The sequence below is a fragment of the Roseomonas sp. AR75 genome (assembly GCF_005222815.1).
Taxonomy (GTDB): domain Bacteria; phylum Pseudomonadota; class Alphaproteobacteria; order Acetobacterales; family Acetobacteraceae; genus Falsiroseomonas.
The window spans coordinates 472,104-490,907 of sequence record NZ_STGB01000004.1 but is presented as its reverse complement, the minus strand read 5'-3'; the positions used below and the strand labels follow the sequence as shown (position 1 = coordinate 490,907).

Sequence of the window (18,804 nt, the reverse complement as noted above, 5' to 3'; positions counted from 1 at the left end):
CGGATGCCGCGCTACGATCAGCCGTTCTCGGTCGTCTCGAAGGTCAGGCCGGAATAGAAGGTCAGCGCGCCCGGCAGGTTCTTGAAGCCGCGCACGGCGCGTTGCATCGCATAGCCCTGGCTGCGCCAGCTCAGCCCGGCGATCGGCGCCTGCTCGATCGCCACGCGTTCCAGCTCGCGATAGATCCCGCGCCGCTTCTCGTCGTCGAACTCGGCGCGGCCTGCCGCCAGAAGCTCCGTGATGCGGTCGATCTTGAGCCCGAAGCTGCGCACATAGGAGGGCGAGAGCGAGCCGTCGATCAGGTTGGCAATGCCGTCGGGGTCGTTGCTGTCGGCCGCGGTGCCCATCACGGCGATGTCGTACTGGCCGCGATTGCCGATCTGCACGCGCGTCGCCCAGTCCGGCAGGTTCAGCTCCGCCTTGATGCCGACGGCGGCCAGGTGCTGCTGCACCACCTCCGCCGTGTCCTTGTGCATGCCGTACTGCGCGGTGGAGAGCAGCGAGCAGGTGATGCCGTTCGCATGCCCGGCCTCCGCCAGCAGGCGCTTCGAAAGCTCCGGGTCGTAGCGCCAGGCGCCCTTGAATTCGCGGTTGTAGAAGGGGCTGGATTCGGCGATGGGCAGCTGTTCCAGTGCGGAGCCGCGGCCGAAGAAGGCGGCGCGCACCACGTCCTCCCGCTTCACCGCATGCGCCACCGCCTTGCGCACGCGCGGATCGTTGAAGGGCGGCCGCGTGCCGTTGAACACCAGGAACATGAAGGCGCCGTCGGTCGCATCGAGCGAGAGGCGCTGGTCCGCGGCGATGGCTTCCATGGCCTGCCAGGGCACGTATTCGATCAGGTCCACATCGCCAGCCCGCAGGGCCGTGACGCGCAGATTCTCATCCGGGTAGGCGATGGCGCGGATGCGCTGCAGCTTCGGCAGGCCGGCGCGGTGGAAGCCTTCGAAACGCTCGAGGTCGAGCGCGGTGCCGCGTTCCTGTGCCTTGAGCACGAAGGGCCCGGCGCCGACGAAACTGCCGCGCGGCGAGTTCCGCGAGATGATCGGCAGGTGGTAGGAGGCCATCCAGATCGGCAGCGTCGCCACCGGCTCCTTCATGACGATGCGCACGGTGCGGTCGTCCGGTGTCTCGACCTTCTCAACATTGCCCATCTCCGCGCGGAAATAGGCGGGGGAGCGTTCGGCCGCGATCTGCTCGATGGTCCATTTCACGTCGGCCGACGTCACCTTCTCGCCATTCTGGAAGCGTGCGTCGCGCAGCTTGAACTCCCAGCCGGTGCGCCCGACGGGCTGCCAGAATTCCGCAAGCTCGCCGCGCAGCGCGCCATCCGGCGCATAGGAGGTGAGGCCGCGATAGATCATCAGCTTGATCGTCGCCGCGGCGGTGCCGGTGTTCTGCCAGGGCTGGATGCTCGGCGGGAAGCTGGACAGGCCGAAGGTCAGCGCGCCCGGCGTGGCCGCGCGCGCGCCGGGCTGGCGCAGGAAGGGCAGCGCCGCGGCGGTGGTGCCGCCGAGCAACAGGCGGCGGGACAGGGTTGCATTCATCTTGGCTCTCCTCCTTGTTTCCCAGACATGCGCCGGACTACCCGGCCTGGCCGTAGATCTCCCGCGCGGCCTGCGCGGTGATGGCGCCCTCCGCGAGATCGCGGGCCACGGCGGCGCGGTCCCGCTTCCCCGGCGGGCCGTAGCCGCCCGCGCCGGGGCTGACGATGGCGAACCATTGGCCCGCCTTGAGTTCCGCGTTGTCGCGGTCGAACATCACGCCCGGCCCGCATTCCACCGCGCCATGGCCGCCTGCGCCGCCTCCGAACAGGCCCCAGGACACGGAGTTGATGCGCGAGACATCCACGCGCACGCGGCAATCCGCATCGGCGCGATAGACCCGGCGCAGCCCCATGCCGCCGCGATACTGCCCGACGCCGCCCGAACCCTCCACGAGTTCGTAACGCAGCAGCGTCAGCGGGTATTCGATCTCCAGCGCCTCGACCGGCAGGTTGGAGGTGTTGGTGACATGCACATGCACGCCATCCAGCCCGTCCTTCGTCGCCCGCGCGCCAGCGCCGCCGCCCATCGTCTCCAGATAGACCCAGATCGTGCCGTCGCCGGGCATCTCGCCGATGAAGGTCGCGACGGTGCAGACCGAGTTGGAGCAGGCCGTCACGCGCTCCGGCACCGCCTTGGCCAGCGCGCCCAGGATGAGGTCGGAAACGCGCTGGCAGGTCTGCACGCGCCCGTTCACCGCAGCGGGATGCGTGCAGTTGAGCACGGTGCCTTCGGGCGCGGTGATGGTCAGCGGCCGCGCCAGCCCCGCATTGGGCAGGATGGTCGGATCCACCACCGACTTCACCACGTAATAGGCCGTGGCGAGCAGCGCGGTGTAGGTCATGTTCAGACCGGCGCGGAGCTGGCGAGGGCTGTCGAAATGCAGCGCCATCGTGTCGCCGGAGACGGTGACGCGCACCGTGAGCGGCAGCGGCTCCGGGACCTCGGTGCTTTCGAAGACGTCCTCGAAATCGTAGGTGCCGTCGGGGATGGCTGCGATGCCCGCACGCATCTTGCGCTCGGCATAATCCAGCAGCGCGGCGCCGGCGGCGAGCACCGTGGCGGCGCCATACTTCGTGCAGAGCGCCTGGAAGCGCTGCACGCCGACGCGGTTCGCCGCCATCTGCGCGCGCAGGTCGGAAAGCCGCTCCCGCGGAACCTGGCAGTTCAGCAGGATGAGGTCGAGCACGTCCTTCTGCAGCTCGCCTGCCCGGTAGAGCCGGATGGGCGGGATGCGCAGGCCTTCCTGGTAGATATGCGCATGGCCGCGATCCGCGAAGTCGGAATGATGCGCGAGGTTGACCGTCCAGGCGACGATGCGCTCCTCGAAGAAGATCGGCTCGGCAAGGACGATGTCGGGCAGGTGCGTGCCGCCGCCCTCATAGGCGTCGTTTCCGACGAACACGTCGCCCGGCCGCATCTCCTCGATCCGGTGGTGCTTCAGCACATGCGCGACGATGCCGATGAAGCTGCCGAGATGGATCGGGATGTGCTCCGCCTGGCACAGCGTGTGCCCTTCCGTGTCGAACAGCGCGGTGGAGCAGTCGCGCCGTTCCTTGATGTTCGTGGAGTAGGAGGCGCGGATCAGCGCCTCCCCGGTTTCCTCGACGATGGAGGAGAGGGCGGCGCCGATCACCTCCACGGTGATCGGGTCCAGCACGGGGGCCTGGGACATCGGCGCGTCGTTCATGCCACGTCCTCCAGGATCAGGTTGAGATAGGCATCTACCCGTGCGGTCATGCCCGGCAGCACGACGGTGGTGCTGTCCATCTGCTCGACGATGGCAGGGCCGATGAAGCGGTTGCCGGGGCGCAGCTTCTCGCGCGCGTAGATCGGCGTGGGGACGAAGGCGCCGGCCTCCGGGAACCAGACCTCGCGCGAGCCCGTCACGGCGCCGGCGGCGTCGTGACCGCCATTGGGATGCGATGCCAGCTCCGCCTTGCGCACGCGGCCGGTGGCTTCCATTCGCAGCGTGACGAGCTGCACCGGCTCGCCTTCCGCGACGAAGCCGTAGCGCTGGCGGTGCGCCTCGGCGAAGCCCTCGGCCAGTGTCGCGATGGTGGCCGGCGTCACCGGGCCATCCGTCAGCGGCACGGCGAGCTCGTAGTTCTGCCCGGCGTAGCGCATGTCCGCGGTGCGGGTGAGGTGCCGCTCGGCCGGCGCGATGCCCTCATGCACGAACCACGCCTCGGCGCGCGCGGCCAGCGCATCGAAGGACGCGGCGACCTCGCCGACCGAGTCCGCCGAGGCCGGCAGCAGCTTCGTCGCGGCGAAATCCGCGCGCAGGTCCGTCAGCAGCAGGCCCATGGCGCAGAGGATGCCGGGATGCGGCGGCACCAGCACGCGCTTCATGTCGAGCTCCCGCGCCAGGCGCGCCGCATGCAGCGGCCCCGCCCCGCCGAAAGCCATCAGCGTGTAGTCGCGCGGGTCGTAGCCACGCTGCACGGAGATCACGCGGATCGCGCGCGCCATGTTGGCGGTGACGACGGCGATGATGCCCTGCGCCGTCTCCATCAGCCCCAGGCCGAGGCGTTCCGCCAGGCGCCCGATCGCCTGTTTGGCCAGGTCCTGCCGCACCGCCATGCGGCCACCCAGCAGGTATTCGGGGTTGAGCGTCTGCAGCACGACATTCGCGTCCGTCGTCGCGGGCTCGGTGTTGCCCTTGTCGTAGCAGACCGGTCCCGGATCCGCGCCGCAGCTTCGCGGCCCCACCTTCAGCAGCCCACCGGCATCGATGGTGGCGATGGAGCCGCCGCCGGCGCCGACGGTATGGATGTCGAGCATCGGCGCCTTGATCGGGTAGCCATGCACGATGGCTTCCGACGCCAGCTTGCACTGCCCGCCATTGAGCAGCGCGACGTCGGTGGAGGTGCCGCCCATGTCGAAGGTGATCAGGTCCTCGTAGCCCGCGACGCGGCCGATCGCCTGCGCGCCGACCACGCCGGTGGAGGGCCCCGACAGCACCGCGCGCACCGGCATCTCCGCCGCGGTGCCGAAGCCGATCACGCCGCCGTTGGATTGCGTCAGATGCGGCGTGGCGGTCATGCCGAGCGCCTGCAGCCGCGGCGTCAGCCGCTCGATGTAGCCGCGCATGACCGGGCCGAGATAGGCGTTGAGCACGACGGTGGACAGCCGCTCGAACTCGCGGAACTCCGGCGCGATCTCGTGGCCGGCGCTGATGAAGACGTCGGGCATCTCCGCGCGCAGGATTTCGATGGCACGCTTCTCGTGCTCGGGCCTGATGAAGCCGTAGAGGAAGGAGACGGCGATCGCCTTCACCCCCGCCGTCTTGAGCGCCTTCGCCGCGGCGCGCATGCGGTCCTCGTCCAGAGGCTGCTCGATGCGCCCATCGTGGCGCACGCGCTCCGGCACCTCGTGCCGCAGGTCGCGCGCCACCAGCGTCGGCGGCTTGTCGGCCTGCATGTCGTAGAGGTCCGGGCGCTTCTGCCGCCCGATCTCCAGCAGGTCGCGGAAGCCGTCGGTGGTGACCAGGCCTGTCTTCACGCCCCGATGCTGGATCAACGCGTTCGTCGCGACCGTCGTGCCATGGCCGAAATAGACGACCGGCGCGGCGGGCTGAGCCGCCTCCGGCGCAACGCGCCGCATGCCTTCCTCGACGCCCTGCGCGATGCCGCGGGAGGGATCGTCGGGCGTGGAGGACACCTTCCACACCTCGACGCGCCCCGCCTCCTCGTCGAAGAGGCAGACATCGGTGAAGGTCCCGCCCGAATCCACGCCGACACGCCAACGCGCCATGCAACCGTATCCCTCGCCGATGATCGCCTCGTCGCGCGCCACTATCGGATTGCGCCGCCGGGCGCGGCAAGCAACCATCCTGCCGAAGACGGGCGACGCGACGGCAGGTCCTGCCGATGCGGGCGGGCCGCCGGGGCGCGGCGGCGATATCGGGATCGAGGGATGAGCGACGGATCGCGTCCAGGCGAGGTGGTCGCCGACCGGCTGCCGCCGGAACAGGCCGGCCTGGTCTTCATCGGCCGGATCCGCACGCCCTGGACGCAGCGCTCCGACTGCCCGCGCCAGGGACGCCCCGACGGCCCGGTCTGCCGCATCGAGATCGACGAACCCTGGGCGAGCGGCGGGGCGCTCGACGGGATCGAGGCGCATGCCAGGCTCGAGCTGCTCTACTGGCTGCATCTCTCGCGCCGCGACCTGCTGCGCCAGAGCCCCAGGCATCACGGCAGCGCGCGGGGCACCTTTGCGCTGCGTTCCCCGGTGCGACCGAACCCGATCGGCACCAGCATCGTGGACCTCGTCGGGCGTGAGGGCGCGGTGCTGCTGGTGCGCGGGCTGGATTGCCTGGACGGCACCCCGCTGCTGGACATCAAGCCCGCCCGCGGCGGTACTGCGGACACCGCGACAGCGTGATCGGCCATCCCGGCACCGAGCCGGGAAACCTATGGAATTTCATCTTCGAAGATACTAATTCACGGGTATGCAGAATGGCATCTCCGAAGACGATGTGGCGGACATGGCCGCGAAGGCGGACGAAGCCGCGCGGCTGCTCTCCACCCTCGCGCATGGCAAGCGGCTTCTGGCCCTCTGCCACATGCTGCGTGGGGAGGTCTCGGTCGGTCGCCTGGCCGAACTGATCGACCTGTCGCCCACGGCGCTGTCGCAGCACCTCGCGCGCATGCGCGACCTGAACCTCGTGGAGACGCGGCGCGAGGGCCAGACCATCTACTACCGCCTTGCCAGCCGCGAGGTCGCCGCCATCCTGGAGACGCTCTACGGCCTCTATTGCGCCCCGGCGGGCTGCGACGCGGATGCTGCGCCCGCCGCGGCCGCGCCGCCCCGCCGCGCCGCCCGCGGCTGAAGCGCGCCGCCCGGCTGGCGGCCGCCGGAAGACACGGCAGGCATCGGGGGCGAACGGTCCTCCAATCTCGCCATGGCGACAGGCCCATCGAATCCTGCTTGCCCTTCAGATCGATTTCGCATATGAGTAATTTCGAAGATAAGAGATATAAGAGCTGGCAAGGCTGATCCGGTCCTGCGCAGGCGCGGGGCCGGGCGGCGAAGGCCAGGAACGAGGAAGGCCATGACGACATCACGAATCGCCGGCGCACCCTTCGCGCGGCGCGCCTTCATGCTGGGCGGCGCCGCGCTGGCCGGGCTGGCCGCTGGTGGCGGGCGGCCGCGTGCCGCCGTCGCGACCCGTGCACGCATCGTGATCCTCGGCGCGGGGGCGGCCGGCCTCGCCATGGCGTCGCGCCTTGCCGCGCGGCTCGACGGGGCGGAGATCACGCTGCTGGATCGGCGGCGCGAGCATCTCTACCAGCCCGGCTTCACCCTGGTGGCCGCCGGGTTGCGTACGCCCGACTACGTGATCTCCACGACGGCCGAGTACGTCGCGCGTGGCGTGACGCTGGTGGAGGAGCGCGGCGCGGAGATCGATCCCGTCGCCAAAGTCGTCACCACCGATGCAGGCCGCCGCCTGCCCTACGACTTCCTGGTGCTGGCCACCGGCCTGACGCTCGACTACGCGGCGATCGAGGGGATGGACGTCGCCCGCATCGGGCAGGACGGGCTGGGCTCGGTCTATGCCGGCCCGGCGCAGGCGGAAGCCACCTGGCGCGCCATGTCGGCCTTCGCCGACCGCGGCGGCACCGCGATCTTCGGCCGGCCGGAGACGGAGATGAAATGCGCCGGCGCGCCGCTGAAATACGCCTTCCTCACCGACGACACGCTGCGCCGCCGCGGCAATCGCACCCGGGCGGAACTGATCTACAATGCGCAGACCACCAGCCTGTTCAGCGTGCCGATCGTCGCCGAGAAGGTGCGCATGCTGTTCGGCGAGCGCGGCATCAAGGTGAACCATTCGCATGTGCTGAAGGCGATCGACCCCGCCCGGCGCATCGCCACCTTCGAGACGGCGCAGGGCCGCAAGGAATTCGGCTACGACTTCATCAACGTGATCCCGCCGATGCGCGCGCCCGAGGTGGTGCGCAATTCCCCGCTGCGCTGGCAATCCGGCCCCTGGGCCGGCGATGGCTGGGCGGAGGTGGAGCGCCACACGCTGCGTCATGTCCGCTTCCCCGAGGTCTTCGCGGTGGGCGACATCGCCGGCGTGCCGAAGGGCAAGACCGCGGCGAGCGTGAAGTGGCAGGTGCCGGTCGCCGCGGACCACCTGGTCGCGACGATCGAGGGCAAGCAGAGCGACAGCCGCTACGACGGCTACACCTCCTGCCCGCTGATCACCCGCGTGGGCCGCGCGATGCTGGTGGAGTTCGACTACGAGAACAACCTCACGCCCTCCTTCCCCGGAGTCATCGCGCCGCTGGAGGAGCTGTGGATCTCCTGGATCATGAAGGAGGTCGGGCTGAAGCCGACCTATCTCGCCATGCTGCGCGGCCGCGCCTGAGGGAAGGACCGGACCATGAAGGAACTCGACGTCTCCGTCTTCCTCGCGGTGTTCGAGGAGATGCTGGGGAACTGGCTCTGGATCGGGCTGGGCGCCGCGGCGCTGGCGCTGGTCGCGCTGGTCTATGTGCTGTTCCGCGACGGCGGGCTCAGGCCGCGCCGCCTGGTCTGGTCCGAGGTCGTCGCGCTGGCGGGCGGCGTGGCGGCGGTGCTGGTGATGCAGCAGGTCACCCATTCCGGCTTCCGCGACATCGGCGGGCCGATCGACTGGGTGCTGGGCATCGCGATCTTCGCGGCCGGCGCCGCGGTGACGCTGGTCGCCGCCTACGCCGTGCTCGGCCTCGCGCGGCGCCTCGCCTGAAGGATGCTCAGCCGCCCGCGCGCCGTCCGAACCAGCGGGCGGTGCGCGCCGCATAGGCGTGCCATGCCGCGCCGAAGCGCAGCGCGAGATGCGCCTCCTCGCGCCGGATCGCCAGCACCGTCACCGCGGCGGCGGCGCCTGCCGCGGCCACCAGGAACCAGGCATTGCCGAAGGCCAGCGCGCAGCCGGTGAGCAGCGTGGCGTTGCCGAGATAGATCGGGTTGCGCGACCAGGCGAAGGGACCCTCCGTCACCAGCGCCGTCGCGGCCCGGTGCGGCAGGATGTTGGCCCTGCGCCGGGCCATCACGGCCATGGCCCAGACATCGAGGCCGAGCCCCAGCGCGATCAGCATCCAGCCGGCTGGCGCCAGCAGCGCCGAATCCGGCCAGGGCAGCGGTGCGACGCGCCCGAGCAACCAGGCGAGAAGCGCCGCCGCGCCGTAGAGGATCGGCGGCCAGGGCACGGTGTTGGGGCGGTCAGCCTGCTCCATCGTCTCCGCTCTCCTTCGCGCGGCGGCGATCCTCCACCGGCCGGGGCCCGGTGCCCAGGCCGCCGCTTCATGCTACGCAAGCGCGCGAAGGGGGCGTGCCGGAACAGTAGACGGAAGGGTCTTAAAAACCCTCGCGGCGCAAGCCGTGTGCGGGTGCAAATCCCGCCGCCCCTATCCCAGGCGCGCGAACATCAGCTCATGCTTGTTGTGTGCGCCGTGGAACAGCACGGCGCCGGGAATCGCGGCGAACGCCGCGGCGATGTCGTGATCCGTCGCGCCCTGGAACTTCACCGTGCAGACCAGGTTGCGCGCCGTCCCCGCCGCGATCCACCGATTCACCAGCGCCAGCAGGCGCGCGGGGTAGCAGATCACGTCGCTGAACAGCCAATCCACCGGCGGCTGCTTCGCGGGATCGAGGCCGAAGGCGCTCTCGTTGCGCATGGTCACGCCGGGCATCGCCGCCACGCGGGGATCGAGCGGCGCCTTGTCCACCGCCTCCACAAGGGCGCCGAGCTTCGCCAGCGCCCAGGTCCAACCGCCGGGCGATGCGCCGAGATCGAGGCAGCGCTCGCCCGGCGCGGGATGCCGGCCTAGGCGCGTCAGCGCCTCCCACAGCTTCAGATAGGCGCGCGAGGGCGGGCCCTCGCGATCCTCGAGGAACGCGACCTCCCCATTCACGAAGGGGCTGGACTTCGTCGGCGAGCACAGCAGCCGGTCCGGCGCGAGCAGCGTCCAGGCGCCGAGATGGGACGTCGGCGCGGGCTCCGGGAAGGCCAGCGGCTTCGCCTTCACCGGCGGCAGGCGTTCGGCGATCAGCGCGCCACGGCGATGATGCGCAGCGAGGTAGGAGGACCAGTTGCGCTGGATCGCGCGCAGCGCATCCGCCGCGTCCTTCACCGAGCGCACGGAAACCTCGCGCGGCTCGGTCCAGACATCCAGCGCCCAGGCGGCAGGGCCGGGCGGATCGGGCGAGAGCGCGAGGCGGCCATGCCAGGCGGCGATGCGGCGGCCGGAGCGGCGCAGCTCCTCCACCAGCTCCGCCTCGAACCCCTCGGCGGCGAGCCAGGCGCTGCCGATCATCGCTGCGGCGAGACCAGCGCCGCCACGGCGAGCAGCCCCCAGCCGACCAGCATGGCGACGCCGCCCGTCGGCGTGACGATGCCGAGCGAGGAGTCCGTCAGGGCGCGCACGAACAGCCCGGCGCAGAACATGAGCGCGCCCGCGGCGAGGCAGGCGGCGGCGATGTGCACGAGACGGCCGTGCCGCCGCTCCGCCAGCAGCCCCGCCCCGATCAGCGCGAGCCCGTGCCAGGCGCCGAGCGAGGCGCCGGTATTCGCCAGCGAAGCCCGGTCGGGGTCCAGGCCATGCGCGGCATAGGCGGCCATGGCGACGGAGACCAGGCAGAGCAGGGCGCCTAGCGCCATCCAGATGCGGGACATGGCGCGGCTCTAGCCTTCCGTCGCTCCGGCCGGAAGGCCCGCGGCGCGTCGCAGCGCGCCGGCGGCGTCGTGGGCGGCGCGGGTGGGCTCCGGCAGGCGGCGGCCGCGCAGGCAGCGCTCCACCCAGGCCAGCGCCGTGGCTTCCGAGACGCGATGGCCGATGGAGACATAGACCGGATTGGCGCCGCGCCGCGTGCGAAGCGCCACGCCGATCCGCGCGCCCTTCCAGACCAGCGGCGCGCGCGCGCCGGCCTCATCCGCCAGCGGGCCTTCGACCTCGCCGACGAGCAGCGACTTGGCGACGCCGATGCTCGGCACGTCCAGCACCAGCCCCGCCAGGCACGCGATGCCGAAACCCTTCGGATGCGCGATGCCGTGACCGTCCACCAGTAGCAGGTCCGCCTTCTGCGGAAGCCGCGCCCATGCCGCGGCCAGCGCCGGCACCTCGCGGAAGCCGAGCAGGCCGGGAACATAGGGCAGGCCGCCCTGGGTGACCGCGCCGCCTCGGCCGAGCTCCTGCAGCGCAGGCCAGTCCATCGCGACGATGGCCGCATGCACGGTGCGGGTCGGGTCGAAGCGGGTGGACGACGCATCGGCGCCGCCGATCACGGAGACGGCGCCGATCCGGTCCGTGGTTTCGACGCGCGCGGCGAGATCGGGGACGAGGATGCGCGCCTCGGCGGCGGTCGCGGGGAAGGGAAGGCCGCCGGGCAGAAGGGGCATTGCCCCATCCTGGCGGCGACCCTATTCGCGGGTCCAGCCCAGGCGGAACAGGATGGAGTGGGCGGTGCCGAGCCCGCCGCCTTCCTCGGGCGCATAACGCGCATACTGGTAGCCGAGATCGGCGCTGAAGCCGGCGCCGAGCGCGCGCCCGAAGGACGCCTCGATCCAGTTCTCCGTCGGCACCGCATCCACGCTGCGCTTGGTCTGCAGCCGCTGCCAGGCGAGCGTGCCGCGCCACGGGCCGATGCGGTGCTGCGCGCCGAGCGTGATGAAGGTCTGGCGCTCCGCCAGCGTCGTCGTCTCCGTCATCTCGGTGGGATCGCCGGTGTCGGGATCGGTGCCGAAGGTGGTGAACTCCACCGAAGGCCGCGCGCCGCCGTTGCGGAACTGCACACCCTCCGCGAAGAACAGCGTGGATTGTTCGGCGTTCCAGCGGTGCAGGTAGCGCAGCGCGGCGGCATAGCCCCATTCCCGCGCCGTCCCGTCCTGCCCCGGCGCGCGCGTCAGCGCGGCGACATGCCAGGACAGGCCGGGCAACGCGGCGATGCCGTCGCCGTCCAGGGCGAAGGCGAAGTTGTTGAACTGCGCGTTGTTCGCCGGCCCGCCCTGCGCCGCGGTGATGCGGCTGTAGCGTTCGTAGCGCGGATCGCAGCAGCTTCGGCTGGTGACGAAGGTGGAGGACAGGAAGGTGCGGTCCAGCGTGAAGACCGAGCCGGAGAGGTCCACGTCGCCGAAGGTGAGGTCGGACAGCAGGTTCACCGTGCCGCCGACGCCCAGGCTGTCGCCGATCATCGAGATCTCATGCGCCCGGATGCGCGTGAGGATGCCGGGGAAGTCGTGGTAGCCACGCGCGAAGGGCGCGACGAAGCGGCCGGCCTGCAGCGCCAGGCCGTCGGTCGGGCGCCAATCCGCGTAGAGCGCCTCGATATAGGCGGCCTGGCGGCGGAAGCCGATCACGCCGCCATCGGGAAAGCCGCCGGTGGCATCGCCCTCGCCGATCGGCTCCAGCGCCAGCACGCCCTGCACGGAGAACTCCGGCGAAAGATGCACGCCGGCCGCGACCTCGCCGAAGAGGAAGATGCTGGTGCCTTCGCGGTCCGCATCGGTGGCGGAGGGCGTGCCGACCCCGTAGAGGCCGAGATCGGCCGACCAGTTCACCTGCGGGAAGCGGACGTCCTGCGCGACGGCGGCGGCGGGCAGCAGCAGGGCCGCTGCCAGCACCGCGCGCCTCACGCGCCCTCGCCCCGCATGGCCGGGACCATCAGCCCGACATTATGGCGGAACATCGCTTCATAGGTCGGCGCCGGACCGTCGGGCGGCGACAGCGCATCGGCATAGAGGCGGCCGCGCACGCGCACCCCGGCCTCCCGCGCCAGGCGTTCCAATGTGGCGGGGTTGGCCATGTTCTCCATGAAGACGGCGGTGACGGACTCCGCGCGGATCTGGCGGATCAGCTCGGCGACCTGGCGCGCGCTGGGCTCGGCTTCGGTCGAGACGCCCTGCGGCGCCAGGAAGGCCACGCCATAAGCCGCGCCGAAATAGCCGAAGGCATCATGGCTGGTGACGACCTTGCGCTTCGCCTCCGGCACCGTGGCGACCTGCGCGCGCACCCAGCCATCCAGCGCATCGAGCCGCGCGGCGAAGGCCTCGCCGCCCTGCTGGTAGGCGGCGGCATTGGCGGCGTCGGCGCCGGCGAGACCGCGGGCGATGGTGCGGGCATAGGCGGCGCCCAGCCGCGCATCCTGCCAGGCATGCGGGTCCGGCACGCTGCGCGGGCCGACCGTGTGCGTCTGGCGGCGGCCGGCGCCGTGGTCGTGATGATGGTGATGCGCTGCCATGCTGCGCGGGCTGATGCCCTCGGTGGCCGTGACGACCGGGCCGCGATAGCCGGCGCTGCGGATCATGCGGTCCATCCAGCCATCGAAGCCGAGGCCGTTGCGCACCACGAGCGTGGCATCCCGCAGCGCCTGCGCATCGGAGGGGCGCGGCTGGAAGATGTGGGCGTCCGCATCCGGACCGGCGATGGCGCGGATGCGCACCCGGTCACCGGCGACCTGCGCGACCATGTCGCCGAGGATCGAGAAGGAGGCGACGACCATCGGCCTTGCCTGTGCGGATGCAGGGCGCGCCAGCAGGGGAAGGCCGATTCCGGCCAGGAGAAGGGAACGGCGATGCATGCGGCTCTCGTGGCGACACGTTATGGTAGAAGGCGTTATGGTATAACGTAACTCGCTCGATGCCGCCCTGGCAAGGGGCGCCGGGCGCGTGCCCGGCGCCGCGCCCCGTCAGCCATTCTTCTGCTGGAACGTCGTGAAGAAGCCGGTGGGGCGGACGATCCGGTTCTCCATCTTGATCAGCAGGCCCTTGGACCCTGCCTCCTTCAGGTATTCGCCCCAGGCGGGATCGGCCGCCATGGCGTTGCGGCGCCGCTCCCGGTCGCCCTGGTCGGCATAGCCCCAGATATGCACCACCGTGTTCAGCTCGCCTTCGACCGTCTGGTACCAGCCGAGGCAGTTCTCCAGGTATTTGAGCTGCAGCGGCCAGGCCTTGGCCTCGTACAACGCCACGAATTCAGGCAGGCGGTTCGGCAGGCAGGTGTAGATCCGTACGTCGGCGATCATCGGCGTCCCTTCCTTGCGGTCTTGCCAAGGCAGCATCGCAACCCCCGCCAGCAGGGGGAAGCCGGACGCTGTCCTGCCCTGCCAAGCGACATGGCGGCGTCATCGGACCATCACCGGCATGTCATCGCGCGCCTGTAGAAGGCTGCCTCACGGAAAGGCGGCACCCATGCTGGAGCTACAGGGGCTGACGCGGCGATTCGGTGCCGTGACGGCCGTCGACGATGTCCGGCTCGTGATCCCCGACGGCCAGATGGTCGGCGTGATCGGGCGATCGGGCGCGGGCAAGTCCACGCTGCTGCGCATGATCAACCGCCTGACCGAGCCTTCCGAAGGCCACATCCTGTATGGCGGCCAGGACGTCACCGCACTGCGTGGTGCCGCGCTGCGGCGCTGGCGCACCGACTGCGCCATGATCTTCCAGCAGTTCAACCTGGTGCAGCGGCTGGACGTGCTGACCAACGTGCTGGTGGGCAGGCTGAACCACCGCCCCGGCGTGATGGGCACGCTCACCTCCCTGCTGAAGATGTTCACGGCGGAGGAGCGGGCCATGGCGATCCGTGTCCTCGACCGCTTCGACCTGGCGGACACGGCGCTGCAGCGCGCGGACACGCTCTCCGGCGGGCAGCAGCAGCGCGTGGCGATCTGTCGCGCCCTGCTGCAGGAGCCGAAGGTGATGCTGGCCGACGAGCCGATCGCCTCGCTCGACCCGCGCAACGCCAAGGTCGTGATGGACGCCCTGCGGCAGGTGAACCGCGAGGACGGCATCACCGTGCTGACCAACCTGCATCACCTGGACACCGCCCGGCAGTATTGCGACCGCATCGTCGCGATGCAGGCCGGCCGCGTGGTGTTCGACGGCACGCCCGCGGAGCTGACCAGCCAGCGCGTGCGCGACATCTACGGCGTCTCCGAGGACGAGTTCGAGGACTCCGCGGAGGAAGCACCCGCCCGGCCGCACCCGGCCCGGACGCGGCTCGCCGTGGCCTGACCCCGACCCACGGAGACACGAGATGCTCACCCGCCGCCTGCTGATCGCCGGAGCCGCCCTGGCCCCGCTCGCCGCGCAAGCCCAGACGCCGCAGATGCCGGCGGCGGGGCGGCGCGCCTGGGCGCAACAGGTGCCGCAGATCCGGCTCGGCCTGCTCGGCGGGGAGAACGAGGCCGACCGGCTGGGCCGCTACGAGGCCTATCGCGCGCTGCTGGAGCAGACCTTCGGCGTGCCGGTGCGGCTGTTCCCGGCGGCCGACTATGCCGGCGTGATGCAGGCCTTCGGCGCGAAGCAGATCGAAGGGGCAGCGCTCGGCGCCTCGGCCTATGCAGGCGCCTGGCTCGACACCAATGGCGGCGTCGAGCCGATCTTCGTGGCGCGCGAGGCGGACGGTTCGATCGCCTACATCTCCGTCATGGTGGTGCGCGCCGACAGCGGCATCACCAGCCTCGAGCAGATGCGCGGCAAGTCGCTGGCCTGGGCCGATGCGAACTCCACCTCCGGCTACCTGATCCCGCGCAGCGAGCTGCGTGGCGCCGGCATCGACATCAACACCTATTTCTCGCGCACCGGTTTCGGCGGCGGGCATGAGCAGGCGGTGGTCGCGGTGCTGCAGCGGCAATACGACGGCGCCGTCACCTGGGCCTCCGGCCAGGGCGACGAGAGCCAGGGCTTCACCCGCGGCAACCTGCGCGCCATGGTCGACAAGGGCATGCTGACCATGCGCGACCTGCGCATCATCTGGAAGTCGCGGCCCATCCCGAATGGCCCGATGACCGTGCGCGCCGACCTGCCGCCCGCCTTCAAGGCCGACTTCACCCAGTTCCACCTGGCGCTCGCCGCGGTGCACCCGCAGATCTACGCGCAGATCGAGCGCGGCGGCGGGCAGGGCTACGCGCAGGTGACCCACGCCATGTTCGAGCCGATCGTGCAGCTTCGCCGCGAGGAAGCGGCGGAACGCCGCCGCCGCTCCTAGCAGAACTGATGGAGGCGGCGCTCGCCCGGCCCGGCTTGCCGGGCATCGTCGAACGGGGCGAGGCGGCCTTCCAGGCGGCGCAGCGCGAACGCCGCCGCGCCACGCTGCTCTGGGGCGCGATGCTGCTGGTCTGCGCCCTGGTCGCCGCGCGCGTCAGCGAATTCTATCCGGAAACGCTGGCCGCCGGCCTGCCGCGCATCGGCGAATATCTCTGGCGCACCCTGCCGAGCTTCCGCGCGGAGGTCTTCTTCTCGGATTGGGAGACCGACGGCAGCTTCGCGGCCTGGATGTACCGGGCGGACAAGTGGCTCTGGCTGATCTTCGAGACCAGCCAGATGGCGCTGCTCGGCACGCTCTTCGGCACCGCGATCAGCTGCGCGCTGTGCTTCCTCGCGGCACGCAATCTCTCGCCCGCGCCCTGGGTCTATCACGTCACGCGGCGCTTCCTGGAATTCTGCCGCACCGTGCCGGAGATCGTCTTCGCGCTGATCTTCGTCTGGGCCTTCGGCGTCGGGCCGCTGGCGGGAATCCTCGCGATCATCATCCACACTGCCGGCGCGAACGGGAAGCTCTTCGCCGAGGTCGCGGAGAATGCCGACACCTCGGCGATGGAGGGCGTGCGCGCCGCGGGCGGCAACTGGCTGCAGCGCATGCGCTTCGGCGTGCTGCCGATGGTGCTGCCGAACTTCCTGAGTTACGCGCTGCTGCGCTTCGAGATCAATGTGCGCGGTGCGAGCGTGCTCGGCTTCGTCGGCGCCGGCGGCATCGGCGAGGAGCTGTACCACGTGATCGCCTTCAACTACTACGAGGAGATCAGCGCCATCCTCGTGCTGATCATCCTGACCGTCGCCTGCATCGACATGCTGTCCGAGCGCCTTCGCCGCGGCCTGGCCGCGGAGATGCCGCGCGGCGCGGCGGCCTGAGCATGGCGCTCGCCCGCCCGACCGAAGCCGAGATCGCCGCGCTGCGTTCGCGCATGCCGCGCGCCTTCGGCGCCTCGACCGGCACGCGCATCCTGGGCGCGGTCGCGTGGTCCGCCAGCATCGGCTGGATCATCGCCCTGCTCTGGTGGTTCGGCTTCTCGCCGACGCGGATCTGGAACGGGCTCTCCGGCCTTGGCACCATCATCGTGCTGATGATCCCGCCCTCCCCCGGCGAGCTGTGGATGGAGATCCTGAAGGGGATCGCCGAGAGCGTCGCCATGGCCTTCCTCGGCACGCTGATCGCGGCCATCGTCGCGGTGCCGCTCGGCCTGCTCGGCGCGGGGAACGTGATCACCAGCACGCTCGCGCATTTCTCCATCCGCCGCGTCTTCGATGGCTTCCGCGGCGTGGACCAGCTGATCTGGGCGCTGGCCTATGTGCGCGCGGTGGGCCTCGGCCCGCTCGCCGGCGTGCTGGCCATCGCCACCGCCGACATCGCCGTGCTGTCGAAGCTCTATGCCGAGGCGATCGAGACTGCGGAGAAGCGCCAGGCGGAAGGCATCGACGCCGTCGGCGGCGGGCGCCTGCTGCGCACGCGCTTCGGCCTTCTGCCGCAGGTCTGGCCGGTGATGCTGGCGCAGGCGCTGTATTTCTTCGAAAGCAACACGCGTTCCGCCTCGATCCTCGGCGTGGTCGGCGCGGGCGGCATCGGGCTGCAGATCGCCGAGCGCATCAAGGTGCGGCACTGGGACGAGGTCGCCTTCATCATCATCCTGATGATCGCGACCGTCGCCGTGATCGACCTGATCTCCGCGCGCATCCGCGCCCGCCTGATCGGCCGGCGCGAAGGCGCAGCGGTGCAGTAGCGGCTACCGCTCCAGGAAGAACTCCACGCGGCGGTTCTGCGCGCGGCCGTCATCGGTGTCGTTGCTGGCGACGGGATCGGCCTCGCCGCGGCCTTCCACCACCACCGGCGGCATCGCGCCGCCCGCATGGTCCTGCAGCCAGCCCTGCACGGCCCGCGCGCGCCGCAACGACAGGTCGCGGTTCACCGCCTCGCCGCCGACCGAATCGGTGTAGCCGATGATGGTGAGGGCGCGCGGCTTCAGGTCGCGGATCAGCTCCGCCACCTGCCGCAGGCCCTGCGCCGCATCCGGCCGCAGACGGTCGGCGCCCGACGCGAACAGCACGTCGCCGGAAAGGTTGATGGCGACGCCGCGTGCCGTCTCCCGCCGCGCGAGCGCGCTGCCGCCCTCGATGCGGGGCACCTGCTGCACGGCGATCTGCCGGCCCTGCGTGGTGATGCGCGGCGCCTGGCCTTCGCCGCGCTGCGCCCAGCGCAGGTCCAGCGCGTCACCCTGCAGGCTCACGCGCGCACCCGGCGCGAGCTCCGCCTGGATCTGGCTCGCATCGCCGCGCACCTCCAGGCTCCGGCAGCCGCCGGTGAAGGCGAGCTGGTTGCGCGCGCCGCGCACCACGACATCCCGGTCCGCACAGTCGAGCCGGCGGGATTGCCCGTCGCCCTCGATGATCAGCGGTCCGCCGGGCTGGGCCAGGGCGGGCGAGGCGAGCAGGGCGGCGAGAAGCAGAAGCGTGCGGCGCATGGGGACCTCCGGCGTTTCCGCCGTAACGCGCCTGCCCTGCCGCGGTGCCGCGCGGTCAGCCTGCCGGCAGCCAGATCTCCAGGGTCCCGCGCGCGGGAAGCGAGGGAAAGGCGCGGAAATCCTGCACCGCCCAGCCACGTCCCAGACGCGATGCCAGCCGCGCAGCCTCGGCGCGGTCGGCCGTATGGAAGAAGCGCACCACGGGGGTCGTGGGGACGTTCGGCGTGGCGCGCACGCCAGCGACGGTCATGCCGGCCCTGCGCAGCGCGCCCGCAAGGTCGGTCGCGCTGGCCAGGCCGGCCGCGGAGCTGGCACGGTGATGGATGAACACCCGCGGCCCGCGGCGGGGCGGCTCGGGCGCAGGTTGCGGCGGCGCAGGCGGCGGCTCGCCGACCGCCTCCTCAGGCGGATCGGTCAGGGCGGCTTCCGCCGCTTCCTCGGCGGCGGGAAGCTCCGCCTGGAGCCGGCTGCGGATCGCCCGAAGCGCGGCCAGCCGCGCCTGCTCGAGCGCGATCTCTTCCCGCAGCACATCCAGTCGCGCCCGCGCCTGCTCCGCCGTGTAGGGCGCCGTGTCGGGCGAGGTTGCCGATGCGGGCGGAGCGGCGGCCTCGGTGCGGTGGCTGAACCCGGTCGTCAGGGGCGCCAGCACGCCGCCAGCAAGGGCGAGCGCACCCACCAGCGCAAACAGCATCAGGCCGAGGCCGAGCCAGCCTCCGGCGGACAAGCCGCCACGCGTCGGTGCCGCTCTCTCGCTGCGCAT

At 71.1% G+C, this 18,804-nt stretch carries 20 protein-coding genes and 1 tRNA gene; 9 read left to right on the top strand and 12 right to left on the bottom strand.

Annotated features, from left to right (window positions below; all coding sequences use genetic code 11):
• Positions 1-17: 17 nt before the first annotated feature.
• From E4T13_RS16415 to E4T13_RS16405, 3 genes are read right to left on the bottom strand one after another with little or no spacing between them, the layout of a single operon-like run.
• Positions 18-1,544: an ABC transporter substrate-binding protein gene (locus E4T13_RS16415; protein ID WP_137179372.1), complete on the bottom strand. Its 1,527-nt coding sequence runs from the start codon at positions 1,542-1,544 to the stop codon at positions 18-20.
• Positions 1,545-1,581: 37 nt separating this feature from the next.
• Positions 1,582-3,231: a hydantoinase B/oxoprolinase family protein gene (locus E4T13_RS16410; protein ID WP_137179371.1), complete on the bottom strand. Its 1,650-nt coding sequence runs from the start codon at positions 3,229-3,231 to the stop codon at positions 1,582-1,584.
• The gene (locus tag E4T13_RS16405; RefSeq protein ID WP_137179370.1) at positions 3,228-5,297 is read right to left on the bottom strand and encodes a hydantoinase/oxoprolinase family protein; all 2,070 of its coding nucleotides are present in this window, start codon (positions 5,295-5,297) and stop codon (positions 3,228-3,230) included. Before E4T13_RS16405 ends, E4T13_RS16410 begins: the two co-directional genes overlap by 4 nt.
• A 162-nt stretch (positions 5,298-5,459) precedes the next feature.
• Between E4T13_RS16405 and tsaA the strand changes: the two genes are divergently transcribed.
• The 4 genes from tsaA (at position 5,460) to E4T13_RS16385 (ending at position 8,280) form a co-directional block, all read left to right on the top strand.
• Positions 5,460-5,927, top strand: a complete 468-nt coding sequence (gene tsaA, locus E4T13_RS16400; RefSeq protein ID WP_137179369.1) for a tRNA (N6-threonylcarbamoyladenosine(37)-N6)-methyltransferase TrmO — start codon at positions 5,460-5,462, stop codon at positions 5,925-5,927.
• A gap of 103 nt (positions 5,928-6,030) precedes the next feature.
• Entirely contained in the window at positions 6,031-6,375 is a 345-nt protein-coding gene (locus tag E4T13_RS16395; protein ID WP_206030195.1) for a metalloregulator ArsR/SmtB family transcription factor, read from the top strand.
• Between the two features lie 222 nt (positions 6,376-6,597).
• Positions 6,598-7,920: an NAD(P)/FAD-dependent oxidoreductase gene (locus tag E4T13_RS16390; protein WP_137179367.1), complete on the top strand. Its 1,323-nt coding sequence runs from the start codon at positions 6,598-6,600 to the stop codon at positions 7,918-7,920.
• Positions 7,921-7,935: 15 nt separating this feature from the next.
• Positions 7,936-8,280, top strand: coding sequence for a DUF5368 family protein (locus E4T13_RS16385; protein ID WP_137179366.1), 345 nt, complete (start codon positions 7,936-7,938; stop codon positions 8,278-8,280).
• 7 nt (positions 8,281-8,287) lie between these two features.
• Here the strand turns inward: E4T13_RS16385 and E4T13_RS16380 are convergent, their stop codons facing one another.
• Positions 8,288-8,770 (bottom strand): isoprenylcysteine carboxylmethyltransferase family protein, encoded by a 483-nt coding sequence (locus E4T13_RS16380; protein WP_137179365.1) that lies wholly within the window; start codon positions 8,768-8,770, stop codon positions 8,288-8,290.
• An 89-nt stretch (positions 8,771-8,859) separates the two neighbouring features.
• Here E4T13_RS16380 and E4T13_RS29925 point away from each other — a divergent pair.
• Positions 8,860-8,944, top strand: a tRNA-Leu gene (locus E4T13_RS29925).
• Here the strand turns inward: E4T13_RS29925 and E4T13_RS16375 are convergent.
• The 6 genes from E4T13_RS16375 to E4T13_RS16350 all read right to left on the bottom strand — a co-directional run bounded on the left by E4T13_RS16375 (position 8,942) and on the right by E4T13_RS16350 (position 13,553).
• Positions 8,942-9,850: an SAM-dependent methyltransferase gene (locus E4T13_RS16375; RefSeq protein WP_137179364.1), complete on the bottom strand. Its 909-nt coding sequence runs from the start codon at positions 9,848-9,850 to the stop codon at positions 8,942-8,944. The genes E4T13_RS29925 and E4T13_RS16375 overlap by 3 nt on opposite strands.
• Positions 9,847-10,209 (bottom strand): DUF423 domain-containing protein, encoded by a 363-nt coding sequence (locus E4T13_RS16370; RefSeq protein ID WP_137179363.1) that lies wholly within the window; start codon positions 10,207-10,209, stop codon positions 9,847-9,849. Before E4T13_RS16370 ends, E4T13_RS16375 begins: the two co-directional genes overlap by 4 nt.
• 9 nt (positions 10,210-10,218) lie before the next feature.
• On the bottom strand, positions 10,219-10,932 hold the full coding sequence (locus E4T13_RS16365; RefSeq protein WP_137179362.1) for an endonuclease V: 714 nt from the start codon (positions 10,930-10,932) through the stop codon (positions 10,219-10,221).
• Positions 10,933-10,953: 21 nt separating this feature from the next.
• Positions 10,954-12,153 (bottom strand): hypothetical protein, encoded by a 1,200-nt coding sequence (locus E4T13_RS16360; protein ID WP_137179361.1) that lies wholly within the window; start codon positions 12,151-12,153, stop codon positions 10,954-10,956.
• An 8-nt stretch (positions 12,154-12,161) separates the two neighbouring features.
• Positions 12,162-13,031, bottom strand: coding sequence for a metal ABC transporter solute-binding protein, Zn/Mn family (locus E4T13_RS16355; RefSeq protein WP_240791162.1), 870 nt, complete (start codon positions 13,029-13,031; stop codon positions 12,162-12,164).
• 186 nt (positions 13,032-13,217) lie between these two features.
• On the bottom strand, positions 13,218-13,553 hold the full coding sequence (locus E4T13_RS16350) for an NIPSNAP family protein (protein WP_137179359.1): 336 nt from the start codon (positions 13,551-13,553) through the stop codon (positions 13,218-13,220).
• Between the two features lie 166 nt (positions 13,554-13,719).
• On the opposite strand from E4T13_RS16350, the gene phnC reads away from it, so the two are divergent.
• From phnC to phnE (E4T13_RS16330), 4 genes are read left to right on the top strand one after another with little or no spacing between them, the layout of a single operon-like run.
• A complete protein-coding gene (gene phnC / locus E4T13_RS16345) occupies positions 13,720-14,541 on the top strand; it encodes a phosphonate ABC transporter ATP-binding protein (RefSeq protein ID WP_137179358.1) in 822 nt (273 codons plus the stop codon).
• Positions 14,542-14,563: 22 nt separating this feature from the next.
• The gene (gene phnD, locus E4T13_RS16340; protein WP_137179357.1) at positions 14,564-15,517 is read left to right on the top strand and encodes a phosphate/phosphite/phosphonate ABC transporter substrate-binding protein; all 954 of its coding nucleotides are present in this window, start codon (positions 14,564-14,566) and stop codon (positions 15,515-15,517) included.
• An 8-nt stretch (positions 15,518-15,525) separates the two neighbouring features.
• The gene (phnE, locus tag E4T13_RS16335) at positions 15,526-16,440 is read left to right on the top strand and encodes a phosphonate ABC transporter, permease protein PhnE (protein ID WP_137179356.1); all 915 of its coding nucleotides are present in this window, start codon (positions 15,526-15,528) and stop codon (positions 16,438-16,440) included.
• Positions 16,441-16,442: 2 nt separating this feature from the next.
• Positions 16,443-17,306 carry a phosphonate ABC transporter, permease protein PhnE gene (phnE, locus tag E4T13_RS16330; protein ID WP_137179355.1) on the top strand — a complete coding sequence of 288 codons (864 nt, stop codon included), beginning with the start codon at positions 16,443-16,445 and terminating at the stop codon, positions 17,304-17,306.
• A gap of 3 nt (positions 17,307-17,309) precedes the next feature.
• On the opposite strand, the gene E4T13_RS16325 is transcribed toward phnE (E4T13_RS16330), so the two are convergent.
• Complete coding sequence (locus E4T13_RS16325) at positions 17,310-18,044, bottom strand: OmpA family protein (protein WP_137179354.1); 735 nt, start codon at positions 18,042-18,044, stop codon at positions 17,310-17,312.
• 55 nt (positions 18,045-18,099) lie between these two features.
• A complete protein-coding gene (locus tag E4T13_RS16320; protein ID WP_137179353.1) occupies positions 18,100-18,804 on the bottom strand; it encodes a hypothetical protein in 705 nt (234 codons plus the stop codon).